Origin of the sequence: Allomesorhizobium aridi (assembly GCF_043769475.1) — a bacterium.
Taxonomy (GTDB): Bacteria; Pseudomonadota; Alphaproteobacteria; order Rhizobiales; family Rhizobiaceae; genus Allomesorhizobium.
In genome coordinates, this window is sequence record NZ_CP171729.1 from 3,194,863 (window position 1) to 3,209,986 (window position 15,124).

Annotated in this window: 16 protein-coding genes; 4 read left to right on the forward strand and 12 right to left on the reverse strand. The window is 63.0% G+C overall.

The window, feature by feature from the left end; all coding sequences use genetic code 11:
* Nucleotides 1-12: 12 nt before the first annotated feature.
* The 4 genes from ACG873_RS17670 to ACG873_RS17685 all read right to left on the reverse strand — a co-directional run bounded on the left by ACG873_RS17670 (nucleotide 13) and on the right by ACG873_RS17685 (nucleotide 5,472).
* Entirely contained in the window at nucleotides 13-927 is a 915-nt protein-coding gene (locus ACG873_RS17670; protein ID WP_394886302.1) for a neutral zinc metallopeptidase, read from the reverse strand.
* A gap of 129 nt (nucleotides 928-1,056) precedes the next feature.
* A complete protein-coding gene (locus ACG873_RS17675) occupies nucleotides 1,057-3,756 on the reverse strand; it encodes an EAL domain-containing protein (RefSeq protein ID WP_394886304.1) in 2,700 nt (899 codons plus the stop codon).
* 196 nt (nucleotides 3,757-3,952) lie between these two features.
* Nucleotides 3,953-4,141 carry a hypothetical protein gene (locus ACG873_RS17680; protein ID WP_394886306.1) on the reverse strand — a complete coding sequence of 63 codons (189 nt, stop codon included), beginning with the start codon at nucleotides 4,139-4,141 and terminating at the stop codon, nucleotides 3,953-3,955.
* A gap of 149 nt (nucleotides 4,142-4,290) precedes the next feature.
* Nucleotides 4,291-5,472 carry an MFS transporter gene (locus tag ACG873_RS17685; RefSeq protein WP_394886308.1) on the reverse strand — a complete coding sequence of 394 codons (1,182 nt, stop codon included), beginning with the start codon at nucleotides 5,470-5,472 and terminating at the stop codon, nucleotides 4,291-4,293.
* 277 nt (nucleotides 5,473-5,749) lie between these two features.
* Here ACG873_RS17685 and ACG873_RS17690 point away from each other — a divergent pair, with 277 nt between their 5' ends.
* On the forward strand, nucleotides 5,750-6,103 hold the full coding sequence (locus ACG873_RS17690) for a hypothetical protein (RefSeq protein ID WP_394886310.1): 354 nt from the start codon (nucleotides 5,750-5,752) through the stop codon (nucleotides 6,101-6,103).
* A 50-nt stretch (nucleotides 6,104-6,153) separates the two neighbouring features.
* On the opposite strand, the gene ACG873_RS17695 is transcribed toward ACG873_RS17690, so the two are convergent.
* The gene (locus tag ACG873_RS17695; protein WP_394886311.1) at nucleotides 6,154-6,435 is read right to left on the reverse strand and encodes a hypothetical protein; all 282 of its coding nucleotides are present in this window, start codon (nucleotides 6,433-6,435) and stop codon (nucleotides 6,154-6,156) included.
* Nucleotides 6,436-6,757: 322 nt separating this feature from the next.
* Between ACG873_RS17695 and ACG873_RS17700 the strand changes: the two genes are divergently transcribed.
* Together ACG873_RS17700 and ACG873_RS17705 are read left to right on the forward strand one after the other, a co-directional pair.
* Nucleotides 6,758-7,459 (forward strand): class I SAM-dependent methyltransferase, encoded by a 702-nt coding sequence (locus ACG873_RS17700; RefSeq protein ID WP_394886313.1) that lies wholly within the window; start codon nucleotides 6,758-6,760, stop codon nucleotides 7,457-7,459.
* Between the two features lie 378 nt (nucleotides 7,460-7,837).
* Nucleotides 7,838-8,281: a MucR family transcriptional regulator gene (locus ACG873_RS17705; RefSeq protein WP_394886315.1), complete on the forward strand. Its 444-nt coding sequence runs from the start codon at nucleotides 7,838-7,840 to the stop codon at nucleotides 8,279-8,281.
* A gap of 49 nt (nucleotides 8,282-8,330) precedes the next feature.
* Here the strand turns inward: ACG873_RS17705 and ACG873_RS17710 are convergent, their stop codons facing one another.
* The 4 genes from ACG873_RS17710 to ACG873_RS17725 all read right to left on the reverse strand — a co-directional run bounded on the left by ACG873_RS17710 (nucleotide 8,331) and on the right by ACG873_RS17725 (nucleotide 12,643).
* Nucleotides 8,331-8,684, reverse strand: coding sequence for an RcnB family protein (locus ACG873_RS17710; protein ID WP_394886317.1), 354 nt, complete (start codon nucleotides 8,682-8,684; stop codon nucleotides 8,331-8,333).
* A gap of 164 nt (nucleotides 8,685-8,848) precedes the next feature.
* Nucleotides 8,849-11,104, reverse strand: coding sequence for a xanthine dehydrogenase family protein molybdopterin-binding subunit (locus tag ACG873_RS17715; protein ID WP_394886319.1), 2,256 nt, complete (start codon nucleotides 11,102-11,104; stop codon nucleotides 8,849-8,851).
* Nucleotides 11,097-12,155 carry an FAD binding domain-containing protein gene (locus ACG873_RS17720; protein WP_394886320.1) on the reverse strand — a complete coding sequence of 353 codons (1,059 nt, stop codon included), beginning with the start codon at nucleotides 12,153-12,155 and terminating at the stop codon, nucleotides 11,097-11,099. The genes ACG873_RS17715 and ACG873_RS17720 overlap by 8 nt, the downstream gene beginning before the upstream one ends.
* Nucleotides 12,152-12,643 carry a (2Fe-2S)-binding protein gene (locus ACG873_RS17725; RefSeq protein WP_394886322.1) on the reverse strand — a complete coding sequence of 164 codons (492 nt, stop codon included), beginning with the start codon at nucleotides 12,641-12,643 and terminating at the stop codon, nucleotides 12,152-12,154. Before ACG873_RS17725 ends, ACG873_RS17720 begins: the two co-directional genes overlap by 4 nt.
* Nucleotides 12,644-12,828: 185 nt before the next feature.
* Here ACG873_RS17725 and ACG873_RS17730 point away from each other — a divergent pair, with 185 nt between their 5' ends.
* Complete coding sequence (locus ACG873_RS17730) at nucleotides 12,829-13,425, forward strand: TetR/AcrR family transcriptional regulator (protein WP_394886324.1); 597 nt, start codon at nucleotides 12,829-12,831, stop codon at nucleotides 13,423-13,425.
* A gap of 92 nt (nucleotides 13,426-13,517) precedes the next feature.
* Here ACG873_RS17730 and ACG873_RS17735 read toward each other — a convergent pair whose 3' ends face one another.
* The 3 genes from ACG873_RS17735 to ACG873_RS17745 form a co-directional block, all read right to left on the reverse strand.
* Nucleotides 13,518-13,769, reverse strand: a complete 252-nt coding sequence (locus ACG873_RS17735; RefSeq protein ID WP_394886326.1) for a DUF6074 family protein — start codon at nucleotides 13,767-13,769, stop codon at nucleotides 13,518-13,520.
* Nucleotides 13,770-13,906: 137 nt separating this feature from the next.
* The gene (locus ACG873_RS17740; protein WP_394886328.1) at nucleotides 13,907-14,137 is read right to left on the reverse strand and encodes a hypothetical protein; all 231 of its coding nucleotides are present in this window, start codon (nucleotides 14,135-14,137) and stop codon (nucleotides 13,907-13,909) included.
* A gap of 276 nt (nucleotides 14,138-14,413) precedes the next feature.
* On the reverse strand, nucleotides 14,414-14,878 hold the full coding sequence (locus ACG873_RS17745; RefSeq protein ID WP_394886330.1) for a CAP domain-containing protein: 465 nt from the start codon (nucleotides 14,876-14,878) through the stop codon (nucleotides 14,414-14,416).
* Nucleotides 14,879-15,124 lie beyond the last annotated feature (246 nt).

Below are 15,124 nucleotides of genomic sequence, written 5' to 3' on the forward strand. Positions count from 1 at the left end.
CGGCGCAACCCCTCAAATCGGATTGTTGAACGTGTCGCAATCCGCCAGCTTGCCGCTCTGGAAGCCGCGGTTGAACCAGGTCGCGCGCTGCTCCGACGTGCCGTGGTTGAAGCTTTCGGGCACCACATAGCCCTGCGTGCGCCGCTGCAGCGTGTCGTCGCCGATCTGCGTCGCGGCGTTCAGCGCCTCCTCCAGGTCGCCCTGTTCGAGCAGCCCCTTCTGGTCGGTGAAATGGCCCCATATGCCGGCGAAGCAGTCTGCCTGCAGTTCGACACGCGTCGACATCTGGTTGGCTTCGGCCTGGCTCATCGACTGCCGCATCTCGTTGAATTTCGGCAGGATACCGGTGAGATTCTGGACGTGGTGGCCCACCTCGTGCGCCAGCACATAAGCCTGCGCGAAGTCGCCGGCCGCCTCGAACTGCCGCTCGAGTTGATCGTAGAAGGCGAGGTCGATATAGACCTTGCGGTCGCCCGGACAATAGAACGGGCCGGACGCCGCCGAGGCGTAGCCGCAGGCCGAGCGTACCTGACGCGAAAACAGGACAAGCGTCGGCTCGGTGTAATCGAGCCCTTCTGCCTGGAAGATACCGTTCCACACATCCTCGGTTTCGGCAAGCACGGTGGAGACGAACTGGGTCATCTCGTCGCTGGCCTGCGTGTCCGTGGTCTCTGTAATCTGGCCGCCGCCGCCCGGCGCCGGGCCGGACGCCTCCTCCAGTATGGCGAGCGGGTCGATGCCGCACGCCCGCAGCGCGAAAAACAGCACGACGAGGATCAGGATGCCCGATATTCCGCCGCCGCCGACGCCTCGGCCCATCGGAAGGCGAACGCCGCCGCCGCGCCCCAGCCCGCCGCCGCCGAACCCGCCTCCCTGTCCGCGTGCGTCCTGGACGTTCTCGCTCTGTCGACGGCCTCTCCAGCGCATGGCGCATCCTTTCGAACCGGCTTCCCGCCGGCGGCGCCGATGCCGCCTGCGACCCTCAACCGATAATTAGCCCAACGGTTGCGGCCTGTCACAGCTTTTTGGCGCGGCGCCGAATGGCGGCGTGTGGAGCTACGAGGCGCGCAGCTTTCGCGAACTGACAAACGCCTTGAGATCGGCCGCGCTCATGGCATGTCCGAACGCGAAGCCCTGCAGCATGTCGCAGCCGAGATCCTTCAGGATGCGCGCGTGCTGCATGGTCTCGACGCCCTCCGCCACCACTTCGATGCCGAGCGACTTGCCGATGTCGACGATCGACGCAACCAGTTGCCTCTGCTTGGGCGACTTGGCGATCGGCATAACCAGCTGGCGGTCTATCTTCAGCCGCCGCGGCTTGAGCTTGAGCAGGCTGACGATCGAGGCGTAGCCGGTGCCGAAATCGTCGATCTCTATGTCGATGCCGAGTTCTTTGATCTGGTGGACGTTCCAGGCCACCAGTTCGTCGCTTTCGTCGAGGAAGATGGACTCGACCAGTTCGAACGAAACCGTGCCCGGACGGATGTTCAGCTTGCGCAGGCTCTTGATCAATTCCTCATCCTGGAGACGGCGCGCCGAGACGTTGACCGATACGCGGGGCACATCCAGGCCAGCCCTCGCCCAGTCGTCGAAATGGCCGAGCGTCTGCTCCAGCACGATGCGGTCTATGGTCGAGAGGACGTTCAGTTCCTCGGCGACCTTCACGAACATCTCCGGCGTCAGGACACCCGCCGTCGGATGCTGCCAGCGGGCGAGCGCCTCGACGCCCGCGATTTCCAGCGTCTTGGCGTCGAATTGCGGCTGGTAGTACGCGACGAATTCGTTGCGCTCCAGGCCGCCCAGTATTTCGTCGGCGACGCGCTTGGTGGTGACGATCTCCGCCTGCAGCGCCTCGCTGAAGAATTCGTGGCGGTTGCGGCCGCGGCTCTTGGCCCGGTAGAGCGCGATGTCGGCGTTGACCAGCAGGCGCTTGGGATCGACGTTTTCGCCCGGTTCCATGGCGATGCCGATGCTGACGCCGAACCGGCACTGATGACCCTCGTAGAAGACCGGTTGGCGCATCCGCCGGATAATGCGATCGGCAAGCACGGAGAGATCGTCCGAACCGCCATCCGCGGTGCAGACCACCACGAACTCGTCGCCGCCGATGCGGGCCACGAAGTCCTGCGGGCGCACATTCGACTTCAGCACCTGCGACGCATGTATCAGCATGGCGTCGCCGGCGGCGTGGCCGAGCGTGTCGTTGATCTGCTTGAAGCGATCGAGATCGATGTGCAGGAGCGCCGCCTGCCCGCCGCCCCGCACGCATGCGGCCGCGTAGTGCTCCAGTATCTCGTCCAGATAGCGCCGGTTCGGCAGCCCCGTCAGCGAATCGTGCAGCGAGTTGTGTTCGATGCGTGCCTTGGCCGCCTCGAGTTCGGCGTACCTGGTTTCGGCGAGATTCTTGGCGCGCTCCAGTTCCCTGGTCAGCATCACGTCGGCCGTGACGTCCCATTCCGCGCCGATCATCTTCGGCGTTTCGTTGCTGTCGTTGTAGATGATGGCGCGGGTGCGGATGTGGCGGATCTCGCCGTTCGGCAGCACGAGACGGTAATCCGACGAGTAGCGGCCGCCGGTTGAAACGGCCTTGTCGAAATCCGTCGTCGCGCGTTCCAGGTCGTCGGGATGGATCGAGCCGGCCCAGTCTTCATAGCCGCGCGGCCCGCCGTCCTGCGGCTTGCCGTAAATCTCGTTGACGCGGTCGTCCCAGACCAGATCGTTGGTTTCCAGATCGTGCTCCCAAACGCCGATCTGCGATGCTTCCAGCGCCAGTTCCAGGCGCCGTGACAATCGTTTGAGCTGCGTCTCGCGGCGGCGCGCTTCGCGGTAGTGCTTCTGGCGTTCCTCGATCAGCCGTCCGGCGATCAGGATCGGCACGATCACCAGCGCGCCGGCCACGAAGATCAGCCCCCGCAGCACCCAGGCGTTGGGCGGGGTCGCGGTCCAGCCGGCTTTCGGTACGGCCGCTATCTGCCACGAGCCCGAAGGCAAAAGCACGGTGGCGGTCACCGGATTGCCCTCGACCACTTCTTCCCGGCCGTAGAACCGCGCGCCGGTCTTGCCGAGCGCATCGTGCCCGGTCAGAGCTATCTCGATGGGCAGGTCCGGGTCGAGCAGCCCGCTCTCCCTGTAGAGCCGCTGCACGTCGATGACGGCCGAGACGATGCCCCAGAACCTATCGCTGTTCCCCGCGCTCGGGACATAGACTGGAAAGCGGCCGATAAAACCTTGTCCGCCTTGGGCCAGTTCAACAGGCCCTGCAAGAACCAATCGTCGAGTATCGCGCGCGCGAAACACGCTCTCGCGCTGTGCTTCGTTTTCGCGGTAGTCGAGCCCGATCGCCCTTTCGTTGCCCTTTATGGGATACATTTGGGAGATGACAAGATTCGGTGCGCCCGCGATATTGTTCAGCTGCGAACCTTCCGCAAACAGGTTGCGGGCGAGCGAAGCAAAGCGCTGCTGGCCCATGTAGGGTTCCGTCACGATCGCCGAGACCAGGCCGCGCACCAGCTGGATATTGCCGTTGATGTTGCCTTCGAGCTTGGCGCGGATAAGATTGACCTCCGCCAACACGTCGGCGCGGCTGGCCTGATCGTGCACGAGGCGGTTCTGTTGGTCGGCGAAGATGCCGCCAAGCACGATGACGATGACGGCGATCACTGCCGGAAGGTTCGTCCATGCAAGGACGACCCGGCGCGCCTGGGCGACACTGATGCCGAAAGAACTCAATACCGCAACCTGCCAGCAGTCCGGCATTCGAGCCGGTACGCGGACATGTTAGCATCCACTACTTAACTTTGGCTTTCCAAGGGATTTCGCGGGCTCTACCGGTCGAACCGCCGTCGCGCGGATTCGAACCGAAGGTCAGCGAAGTAGATTTCGCGGCGGAGCTTCGGACAAGATCATGCGGCCGATCAATACGTCGGAGCCACTCCCATCGGAATTGGACGGCTTAATCCCGCTGTTTGTCGCCAGCGCTCCTGCCGTCCGAGCTTTTTGACCTCTCCTCGAAGCGCTTTGCGCCCTTCGCGAGATCGCTGCCCTTCCTGGCCTCGGTCTTCTTTTCGTCCTTTTCCGCCGCCTGCTTCAGGCCGGCCGCCGCCGCCCTGCCCTTTGCCGTCGGTGCCTGGTTGACGCCCATTACGTTCCTCCGGATTGCGCGAATATCCTCCCCAACGCGCGATCCTTCAGCGCGTTCCGATCAGAGCATGATCCCGAAAAGTTGCGGACTTTTCGGACAGATCATGCGGCGAATAAACAGTTAGATCAGAATGGATCAGGTTCTGGAATCTACTCGGCTGCCGGCGCGGCGGCGACACGCCGCGACCTTGCGCTGGCCATGAGCACCGCCAGCGCCAGCATCGGAAAAACGGCGGCGACAAGGCCGAGGTCGGACGGCGTGGCGAATTCGAGCACCCGCCCGCCAACCACCGTCCCTGCGGCGATGCCGAAATAAAGCGCCGAGGCGTTGAGCGACAGCGTCAGATGCGCGACCTCCGGCGCGAAGCCGACGATGCGGCTCGCCTGCGCCGGCGGAAACGACCAGCCGATCGTGCCCCACAGCCCCATCAGCGCAATCAGCGTCGGCCCGGAGATCGCAGGCGGCAGGAATTTCAGGACGAGCGCGATGACGACGCTTACGGCGGCCGACGTCAGCAGCGCCAGGACCACCACCCGGGTCGCTCCGATGCGGTCGGCCAGATAGCCGCTGGCCAGGTTGCCGGCGACGGCGCCGACGCCGAAGGCGAGCAGCATGCCCGGTATCGCGAGCGCAGGCAGGCCCGCCCCTTCGGTGGTCAGCGGCGCTACATAGGAAATGATGGCGAAGCCGCCCGTGAGATATAGGAACGTCATAGCCAGTGACGGCAATATGCCCGGCCTGCCTATCGCGGCGAACCGCTCGCCGAGCGTCAGGCGCGCACCGCGCATTCCGTGCGGCAGCCGCACCCAGAGGATCGCCGCGCATGCGACGCCGAGCAGCGCTATGGCCACGAAAGTGCCGCGCCAGCCCCACATCGTGGCGATCAGCGAGCCCGCCGGTGCGCCGAGCGCGACCGCGAATGTGGTGCCGCCGACGACGACCGCTATCGCCCGCGCGCGGTGCTCCGGCCCGGCCAGCGCCACGGCGGTTGCCTGCGCCGTCGCGGCGAACAGGCCGGCCGACATGCCCATCAGGATCTGCGCGGCCAGGAGCCCGAAGAAGGATGAACTGGTCGCGGCGATGATATTGCCGGTGACGAATGAAACCATGGCCGCGGCCAGCACGCGACGCCGATCAATCTCGCCAGCCAGCGCCGACAACACCGGCGCGCCGATGGCGTAGGCGAGCGAGAACGCAGTGATGAGATAGCCGGCATGCGGAATGGACACGCCGGCATCGGCGGCGATCGCCGGCAGCAGGCTGGAGAACACGAACCCCACGGTGCTCATCGCGAACGATCCCACGGCGAGCCAGACAAGGCGCTTGTCCATGTTCTCTTCCTTTGTTCAAGGTTTCTTGAACTATTGAACTTATCGCGATGTCATGTCAATACGCTGGCATAAACCTCCTGCCACGTTTGTCTCATGTGTGGGTGGCCCCTTTCGCGCAAGAGGGCAACGAGTTCGGCCTCGATAACACAGAGGTGATTTGCCAGACCTCCCGTCCCGGGTTGATCCAGCGGGAGGAGCGAGAGGCTATGCCATCGGTACCGGCAAACATTTCGGTCGGCCCCCTCGATCCGAACCATGCTTGGAATAGGACATCTTAGTGAGAACCTACTTTGTGCGCGTGGCAGCCGACAAACAGGTGGTTGGCGTGTTCGTTACGCCGTCCCTCCTCATGCTGGCGGTTCTGGTAGACGAGTGTTGCGATCCGAATATCTGCGAGTACGCGCCAGCCGGGATGGGAGGCATCATGGTCGAGGAGCCGACCACGGCAACATGGCCGCTGTCCGATCCAGCCAACGACGAACGGGGCAGGACACAGTTTGCGACAGGCCTGGAAGGCGGTGGCCTGACCCAGCAGTGGGAAGATGATCTACGGTTTGCACCGAACGGGCTGGTATGGAAGCCCCTGGCCTCCGCCTTGCCAAGCACACGAAGAGGCCGTGGCGCGAAATAATGTCGAGGATGGATACGGAGCCGTTCTCGGGAATGGTTCGACGCTACATCTCATCCACCGAACCGGCGCACGTCGATACATTTGCTGACGGGGCACTCGTCTGTATCGGCTACCATTATTCTCTCTCTCGCCGTCATGGAGAGTGCTTGGCAAAACGCTCCATCCTTCACGAACCGGTCGTAGAGCACGACACCCGATTCTCCTTGCCGATAAAGAATGGCAATGCCGTCGCGATCGAGAGCCTCCTGTACCTCGGCGCAGGTCATGCCCTGCACCATGTAGCGGACGATCGCCGAGGCATCGGAAGAGGCGATCGACAAAATTGCGGCCATTGCGAGCCTCATCGTAGCTGCAGTCCCCTTCGCATCCGGCGCACCGCATGAAAGCATTGGCAAATCAGTTCGGCAAGGGTGTTGCGATGAACGCCCGCGAAAGTCTTGCCGCGACCTGATCGCCGCCTGTCCACCCATGGTGAACGACTGCACCACAATCTGGCCCTAGGCGTGGACACTCTCCGCTCGCTGGCTGATTTGGCTGCTTCTGGCGTAGCATCGTGTCCTGGGATTGAGTATTCGTGGTTGCGTCTTCGCCGGCCTCGCCGAGCCAAGACTCCTTCCGGTACACCGGATCAGTTCCGCAACAGGTTTTCGCACGATGACCGCTACCGCCGCCAAAAAATCCACTGCACCCCAATGCCCGATCTGCGGCGGCACGGTTTTCGTCCCCGGCCCGAAGGGCCGCATGGCGCCGAACGGCAACCTGCCGCGCTGCGCCGGCTGCCAATCGCTCGAACGCCACCGGATTTTCCGGATCATGTTCGAAAAACTCGGGCCCGAAAACTTCGCTGGCTGGAAGGCGATCCAGTTCAGCCCCGACCCCACGGTCGATCCGTCATGGTTCGCAAGCCACGAGTTGTCGGTCTATGGCGAACCCGGCGGCATCGACATCCAGGCGATCGACCGGCCCGACGCCGCCTACGACCTCGCCATCTGCTCGCATGTACTCGAGCATGTCGGCGACGATCGCGCAGCGCTCCACGAGTTGCTGCGCATCGCAAGGCCAGAGGGCCTGCTGTATCTAGCATTCCCCGATCCGTTTCGCGAGGAGGTGACGCGTGATTGGGGTTTCCCAAAGCCGGAGAAACACGGACATTGGCGTGTTTACGGCGCCGATGTCGTGGAGCGCTTCGGCGTCTACATCCCGTCGCAGCCCGTGCTTGCCTATCGCGGATGGGACCCGGTCACCGGCGAATGGGACGGCGCGTTCCTGCTCCCAAGATCGGCTGCACGGTATCGCTGGATCGTCGAACGGCTCGGCGGCGCGGTAACGCTATTCGCCGGCCCGCCGCTCGGCTGATCGCGCCAAGCGCGTCCCACAGCTGCGCCGCCGGCCGCACTTCTTGTTATGCCACGGTAAGCAAATCTACTTGGGGTTGTGAAGCGAAATAGTTGTGCCTGCTCGAAATTTTTCTCGCAATTCGATTGCGGGAAAATGACGGAAGCCTTGCATTGCCTGCAATGCTTCAATTTTCAGCAAAGTATATTAGAAAACCCTTTTATTTGTGCTCCCGCCTGCACTTCATCCGAAGCGCCGTTGGAACATTCGCAAATCCGACGGAATCACAACCCACTGATATCATTAAACTCTTTTTAAGTCGGCTCTCGGGGTTGCATCCATCCCAAGAAGCAATATCTACCTGTCGGGCGATCTTATGAATATGAGGGAATTCCAACTATGACCGATGACTTCAACAAAACAGATACAATCGGGCTGACAGTAGACGTGATTGCAGCTTACGTCTCGAACAACCCGGTTCCGGTGTCCGAGTTACCTTCTCTGATCGCTCAAGTTCACCAATCCTTGGCCGGGCTCTCGACGGCCTCGGAGATGACGCCGTTAGAAAAGCTTACGCCCGCTGTTCCCATCAAGAAATCGGTGACCCCTGAGTACATCGTCTGCCTCGATGACGGGAAGAAGTTCAAGTCCCTGAAGCGGCATTTGAAGACGACGTTTGGGATCACACCTGAAGAATACAGGGCGAAGTGGAATCTGCCTGTCGACTACCCGATGGTCGCACCGGCCTACGCGGCCGCGCGTTCGGAACTCGCCAAGAAAATGGGGCTCGGCCGCAAACCCACGGCGGCCGAACTGGTAAAGCGGACGCGAAAGGCGGCCTAGTCGCAAGAAGAAGAGGCGGGTTGATCGCCCGCCTCCGGAAAGTTGTTCCCTAGCGGCCCGCGATGATGCTCGCGATAATTCCTGTGCCCAGGCTGATCAGCAGGAAGTCATTGTCGACGCGTACCCACTGCTGGCCACGACCGGGACGCCTGAGGCCGTAGCGGTAGTGATCACGGATCGCCTGCCTGCGCTGCCATTCAGGAACACGTTTCCCTCTGGACCAGTGGTACCGCTTGTTCTGATGTTTGCGCACCTCATGCCGCCTGGGTGCATGGAAATCCCACTTATGCTGTTGCGAATAATACTTGCCCTGACGCGGACCATCATGGCGCTGCTGAGCCTGGGCGACGGGAACCGCGAGCATGGAGATCGCAATCGCGGCAAGAACGGTTCGTTTGAACATTGATAGGTTCCTCGTTGTCGATGTGAGGAACCTAGCGATCGGACGATGAACCCAAACTGAACATGCTGATTACATTTTTGTAATGAAATCAAAGGTTAAGCAAGGCTGCTTAAACGGATCGTGCAGCACTACGCACGAACGCGCCGAAGCATCCCTGCTTTGATCTACTCCGTTAAGTCCTCGATCCGGATCGGAAAGCGGTGCGCCCTTGTTCCAGTCGCGTGCCAGATGGCATTCGCGATTGCGCCTACCGTGCCGGTGATGCCGATTTCGCCGACGCCCTTGATCCCCAGCGCATTGACGTAGGGGTCATCCTCGTCGACCAGCAGCGCCTCCATCGCGGGAATGTCGGCATGGACCGGGACGTGATAGCCGGCCAGGTCGGCATTCATCGGCCGGCCCGTGCGGCGGTCGTGGATCGCCTCTTCGTGCAGTGCGAAGGAGAGACCCCAGATCATCCCACCGTAAAGCTGGCTGCGCGCCAGCCTGGGGTTGATGATCCGCCCTGCGGCGAAAGCGCCGACGAGCCGCGTGACCCTGACCTGGCCGAGATCGGGGTCGACCTTGACCTCGGCAAAAACCGCGCCATGCGAGAACATCGCCCGCGCTTCCGCGTTGGCCGGATCCCGGCCGCCCTTGCCGTTCCCCTCAAGAGTCTGGAGACCAGCCCGCGCGAGGATATCGGAATAGCTCTCGCTCCGGGTCTCGTCCGCGCGGTGGTAAAGCCGACCGCCGTGAGCCTCGACCCCTGCATTGCCGGCGCCGAACAGCGGAGAGTCCGGGTCGTTGACGGCAATCTCGGCGAGCTTGCCGATGACGTCGGTACCCGCGCTGTGCAGCGCGCTGCCGGCCGTCGCGGTATGGCCCGAGCCGCCGGCGACTCCGCCGTCGGGAAGCTCCGATGAGCCGGCGCGAAACTCGACCTTATCGATATCGAGACCGAGCCCGTCAGCGGCTATCTGGGCAAGCGCGGTCCAGGCGCCTTGGCCCATGTCGGCGGCGGCGGTCTCGACCAGCGCGGTGCCGTCGCTGCGTAGCGTCGCGCGCGCCTCGGCCTGAAACATCGGCGCAGGGAACAGCGCACTGCCCATGCCCCAGCCGACAAGGAGACCGGAATCGTCGCGCATCTGCCGCGGCGCCAGGGGCCGGCCGGCCCAGCCGAACCGTTCGGCGCCTTGCACATAGCACTCGCGCAGCGCCTTGGCCGAAAATGCCCTGCCCGTCGCGGGATCCGTCTCGGCGTAGTTGCGCAGGCGCATTTCCAGCGGATCGATGCCGCAGGCCAATGCGGCCTCGTCCATCGCGCATTCAAGGGCGGCAGAGCCGGTGGCTTCACCGGGCGCCCGCATCGGGCCTGGCGTTCCGATATCGGCCCGCACCGCGCTGTGCCGGGTCGAGATTGCGGGACTGGCGTAGAGGTTGTGGGAAGCATTCGCGGCAGGCTCTATGAATTCGTCGAAGCTGCTGGTCATGGCCACGGCGCGGTGCTCCAGCGCCGTCAGCCGCCCCTCGGCATCGAGACCGAGCCGCAGACGCTGTTGCGTTGCTCCGCGATGTCCTACGGGTCCGAACATCTGGTCGCGGGGCAAGACCAGCTTGACCGGCCGCCCAAGCATCCGCGCCGCCAGAATGCAGAGGATCTGCGGACCGGCCAGGATCGCCTTCGATCCGAAGCCACCGCCCAGAAATGGGCTGCGCAGCAGCACGTTCTCGGCCGGAATGCCGAAGAACGCCGCAAATCCTGCTCGCGCCATCAGGATCGCCTGGTTCGGGGTGTCGATGGTCAGTCGGTCGCCGTTCCAGTCGGCAACGATGGCATGCGGCTCCATTGCGTTGTGATACTGGGCAGGCGTCTCGTATTCCGTCTCGATCAAGTGCGTGGCCGCCCCGAGACCGGCAGCCAGGTCGCCGCGATCGAAATCGGCCGGTGAGCCGATGCCGACAGTAGGCGGATTGTGGCGCTCGCCGTTTTCGAAGCCGATGCGCGCCGGCTCCACCTCATAGGTCGGGGCCAGAAGGCGGGCGCCCTCGGTCGCGGCTTCCAGCGTCTCGGCGACAACGACTGCGATCGGCTGCTTGGCATAGCGCACCCGCTCGTTCTGCAGCGCCTCGAAGCGGAAGCCGAACAGGCCGTGCTTGCCGTCCGGATCCATTGCCAGCGGCGGGCGGTTGGCAGGTGTGATCACGTCGACGACGCCGGGATGGGCTTTGGCCGCCGCGACATCGAGAGAGGCCACCCGTCCGCGGGCGATCGTGCTGACCGCGACGACGGCATGCAGCATCCCGGCGGGATGGTTGTCGGCGGCATAGGTCGCCGCACCGGTGACCTTGAGCAGGCCGTCGCGGCGGGTCAGAGGCTGGCCGCTGCTGGAGCCAAGACGGACGTGTGGCGCCGCTGGAAATGGAATGGTGTCAAGCATGAGAGAGGACCCCGGTGTCAGAGCTGAAGGCGGAGGCGGGCAGCGCGGGCATGCGTTTCGGCGTTCCGGCCGCCGCGAGCAGGAAGGCGCGTTTGATCACCCGCTTTGCAAGTTCGATCTTGAAGGCGTTGTCGCCCGAGGGCATCGCGTCGGCGAGCGCCGCATCTGCCGCTCGCGCGAAAGCCTCGACGTTCGGTGTTGCACCCAGCAACAGCGCCTCGGAGGCGCGAGCGCGCCAGGGTTTGGCGGCAACGCCGCCCAGCGCAAGCCGCGCCGAGCGTATCGTCCCACCCTCGATCCGCAGCGCCGCGGCGGCCGAGACGAGGGCGAAGGCGAAGGAGGTGCGTTCGCGCAGCTTCAGATAGCGGGCATGTGCGCGGAAGCCGGCCGCCTCCGGTGGGAGACGCAGTCCAGTGATCAGTTCGCCCGCCACAAGAACGCTTTCGCGCGCGGGCGTCGTACCGGGAAGCAGGTGGAAGTGTTCGAGCGGCACGTCTCGGCGCCCCCTCGGTCCCTCGATCTCGACCACCGCGTCAAAAGCGACGAGCGGGACGCAAAAATCGGATGGGTTCGTGGCGATGCATGCCTCGGACCAGCCAAGGACCGCATGCGTCCGGTTCTCGCCCGCCAGCGCCTCGCAGCCCGCACCCGGCTCTCGCCGGTTGCAGGCGCTTGCGGTGTCGTAGAAATACGCACAGCGGGTACGTTGCATCAAATTGCCGCCGACCGTGGCGGTATTGCGAAGCTGTGGCGAAGCGCCGGAGAGCAGTGCCTCCGCCACCGCCGGATGAGCGGTCGCGAAAGCCTGGTCGCGGGCCAGATCCGCATTGCGAACCATGGCGCCGATACGCACGCCGCCATCCGCCAGCATCTCGATCCGGTCGAGCCCAGGCAGCCGCGTGACATCGACGAGGCGGCTCGGTCGCAGTGCACCGACCTTCATCAGGTCGACGAGATTGGTGCCGGCGGCAAGATAGGCAGCGCCGGGTTCGGAGGCTGCCGCGACGGCTTCGGCCACCGATACAGGCCGGACGTAATCGAACAGGTTCATGCGACCCTCCGTTCTTCATTGGCAAGGCGCTGCGCATCGAGCACGGCCTCGACGATTCCGGCATAGGCGCCGCAGCGGCACAGATTGCCGCTCATGCCCTCGCGGATGCGTTCCGGGTCGTCCCCGGCCTCGCCCTCGCGGATCAACCCGACCGCGCTCATGATCTGACCAGGCGTGCAGAAACCGCACTGAAAGCCGTCACGGGCGATGAACGCTGTCTGTACCGGGTCGAGCCGATCGCCATCCGCGAGGCCTTCGATGGTCAGCACATCAGCGCCGTCGAGGCTAACAGCCAGCGCCAGGCAGGCATTGATCCGCCGACCGTCGACCAGTACCGTGCAGGCGCCGCATTGGCCGCGGTCGCAGCCTTTCTTCGTTCCGGTCAGGTCGAGCCGCTCGCGCAGAAGGTCGAGCAGCGTTACCCTCGGGTCGTCAAGTATGACGTCCTTGCGGACGCCATTAACCGTAAGGCAGATGGACAGAGTCATGGTTGCTCCGATCGGGATGTCTTCAGATTTGTATCGACGTGGTGGGTCGGCTGTGCGAGGCAGGCAGCAGCATTCTTTCGATGCAGGGCCTGCGTGCCACCAAGACAGAGGGTCGCGTCGGCCGTGCAGAAAGACTATACGGAGGATGCCTCCGTTTTGCAAGCGGTAATGGAATGACAGGAGAAATGGGACAGCAGTCCGAAAAGCCAAACCGGAAACCGCGCGCAGATTCCCTGCGAAACCGCGACCTGCTGCTTGTCGCGGCGCGGGACATCTTCAACGCGGGCGGTCCGGATGCGAGCCTCGAAGCCGTGGCCCGCGTCGCTGGGGTCGGCATCGGCACGCTCTACCGGCATTTCCCGACGCGCGAGGCCCTGTTTGAGGCTGTTTACCGCCGCGAGGTTGACCAGCTTGTCGATCTCGCCGGAGCGCTCGCCGCGGAAGGATCATCACCGCTGGAGGCGCTGCGCCGCTGGCTCCACGCCAGTATCGGAATGGTTGCTACAAAGAAGGGCATGATTGCGGCTCTGGCCCCTGCCACCGGCAGTTCGACCGAGCTTTTTGCAGATTCCGCCGCGCGGCTGACCCGCTCCGTCGACGGCCTGATGGCGGCGGCGGCCGCGGCCGGCCAGATCCGCGACGACATCGCGGCCGAGGACGTGATGCGTGCCGTGTTCGGCATGTGCTACACACGCGAGCAGCCCGGCTGGCAGGAAACGGTCATTCGCCTCGTGGACGTCTTCGTGGACGGCCTGCGCTTGCGGCGCAACGAAGCCGACTGAGCATCCCTATCCAGTCAGATTTTCGCCCGCAATCTCGACGGCTTAGCGCCGCAAAGCTGACTGCCCAGCGTCAAGATGGGCGCCAGCCGATGCTATTGCGCAAATTTCGCGGCGCTCCGGGTGGCCATATCGCTCAAGACTGCGTGAAGAAGCGTTCCAACTTCCCGTTCGGCGAGCCCGGGTGCAATTCCTGATTCGGACAATTGAATGAGAATTTGTTTGGCGGTGCTGCGCCAGAAGGCATTCGCTTCTTCCCCGTTCTTGGATTCCAGAACCCGGGCGATCCCCTCCACCAATTTCCGCCGCCGATGCAGCGGAAATGCACTTATGTTTGAATCACCCATCGATCACCTCACCCTTTCAACCCTGCGCATAAGCACTGGCTGGTTGAAAAAATTGGTTAACGGCGTTTTTTTGACGGGGTCGGCAATGGGATCGAAGCGCCCGATAGCCGATGCGTGGCAAGGGCCCGTAGGCGCCACTAGCTCTGTCGTTTCGGCGTCGAATCGCTGAGCGCCTCTGCGACGAAGGAAGCGGCAATCAAGTCATCGGCGTTGAGCCGCAGGGAACCCGCTTCGCCTCCCATCAAAGAAGCGACCTTTTGGAAAGCTTTCATCTCGTCCTCGGTAACCTGGGCGCTTCGCATTTTCGATGCGAGGTCTGCGACACGCACCTCTAGCATTTGTGAAGTTCCATTTTCCGTTTTGGCCATAGCGCTATCGTTCCTCCCACCATGGTTGCGAATTTTCGGATTTAGGCTCTCCAAGCGCGTAATCCGATCGAAGGTTCCGAGGCGACAAGTTCACTAAATGATACGAGGCGCAATGACGTGATAGCTGCGATGCTTCCCTAGATCCGCATGGCAACGCACGGATCTTGAGCACGGCAGGATTTGTCACGCACATGAGGTCCGGATGCCCCGAACGTGACAATCACATTCGGGCTCGGGCAACACTCAAATCTTGTGATCAACGGGTCCGAAGCTGTTTTACCCACACGCGAAGAAAGTTGCGTAAGCCCCGACCACGGAAGTTCCCGCATATCGCATGTTAGGCCTAAGCAGGTTGGTGTTGTGGGCTGTGGAATTCCTCCATCCTGAAAAAAGCTGCTGCGCATTTTGATAACGAAAACCAACGTTTTCCGTACATACTCCGCTGGTCCCAGCAGCCTTGGCCTGAGCTGATCTCTGGCGGAAACCATCGTGGCCGAGGGCACTCCGGGCTGCTTGGTGCTGGCTGTGCTGCCTCGCCAAAGCCTTCAACCCATCGTGAGCGACCAGGGGAGAAAGGCCGCGACTGGTCCTGTAGGAATTGATCAGGATCAGGGCCTGGGGGCCGAAATCGACTGTCGGAACCGCCGGCTGAATCGTACCGGCACAACCCGAAACCAGAGCCGCAACCGCAATTGTCTTTAGAATTTTCATTTCGGATTTTCTCAGCTTCGCGCCTGCCATTCATGAACGCCCAAATATGGCGCGTCCATGTCACCCGGAGCTGCCAATGGTCGCAGGAAACCCTTGGAAATCAACGGTAGTCATTTGCAACATAGCTCCAGCCGGGAAAGAGATAGCCGTCGCGGATTGGCCGCCGCTTTTAATCTCTCTCCTTCTCGTGGGCGCACCCGCAGCCGAAATTCAAACCTAGACTTGGCCAGGAACCCTGCGCCGTATTGAATCGAGCCCTGAACGCCTTTACTTTCG

What these genes read in the sequence shown, in the direction of transcription:
- ACG873_RS17680 (WP_394886306.1), bottom strand. Translation starts at nt 4,141, where the DNA reads ATGGGCGTCAACCAGGCACCGACGGCAAAGGGCAGGGCGGCGGCGGCC.
- ACG873_RS17715 (WP_394886319.1), bottom strand. Translation starts at nt 11,104, where the DNA reads ATGCTTGACACCATTCCATTTCCAGCGGCGCCACACGTCCGTCTTGGC.
- ACG873_RS17710 (WP_394886317.1), bottom strand. Translation starts at nt 8,684, where the DNA reads ATGTTCAAACGAACCGTTCTTGCCGCGATTGCGATCTCCATGCTCGCG.
- ACG873_RS17670 (WP_394886302.1), bottom strand. Translation starts at nt 927, where the DNA reads ATGCGCTGGAGAGGCCGTCGACAGAGCGAGAACGTCCAGGACGCACGC.
- ACG873_RS17705 (WP_394886315.1), top strand. Translation starts at nt 7,838, where the DNA reads ATGACCGATGACTTCAACAAAACAGATACAATCGGGCTGACAGTAGAC.
- ACG873_RS17695 (WP_394886311.1), bottom strand. Translation starts at nt 6,435, where the DNA reads ATGGCCGCAATTTTGTCGATCGCCTCTTCCGATGCCTCGGCGATCGTC.
- ACG873_RS17730 (WP_394886324.1), top strand. Translation starts at nt 12,829, where the DNA reads ATGGGACAGCAGTCCGAAAAGCCAAACCGGAAACCGCGCGCAGATTCC.
- ACG873_RS17745 (WP_394886330.1), bottom strand. Translation starts at nt 14,878, where the DNA reads ATGGCAGGCGCGAAGCTGAGAAAATCCGAAATGAAAATTCTAAAGACA.
- ACG873_RS17735 (WP_394886326.1), bottom strand. Translation starts at nt 13,769, where the DNA reads ATGGGTGATTCAAACATAAGTGCATTTCCGCTGCATCGGCGGCGGAAA.
- ACG873_RS17725 (WP_394886322.1), bottom strand. Translation starts at nt 12,643, where the DNA reads ATGACTCTGTCCATCTGCCTTACGGTTAATGGCGTCCGCAAGGACGTC.
- ACG873_RS17700 (WP_394886313.1), top strand. Translation starts at nt 6,758, where the DNA reads ATGACCGCTACCGCCGCCAAAAAATCCACTGCACCCCAATGCCCGATC.
- ACG873_RS17720 (WP_394886320.1), bottom strand. Translation starts at nt 12,155, where the DNA reads ATGAACCTGTTCGATTACGTCCGGCCTGTATCGGTGGCCGAAGCCGTC.
- ACG873_RS17685 (WP_394886308.1), bottom strand. Translation starts at nt 5,472, where the DNA reads ATGGACAAGCGCCTTGTCTGGCTCGCCGTGGGATCGTTCGCGATGAGC.
- ACG873_RS17740 (WP_394886328.1), bottom strand. Translation starts at nt 14,137, where the DNA reads ATGGCCAAAACGGAAAATGGAACTTCACAAATGCTAGAGGTGCGTGTC.
- ACG873_RS17675 (WP_394886304.1), bottom strand. Translation starts at nt 3,756, where the DNA reads ATGCCGGACTGCTGGCAGGTTGCGGTATTGAGTTCTTTCGGCATCAGT.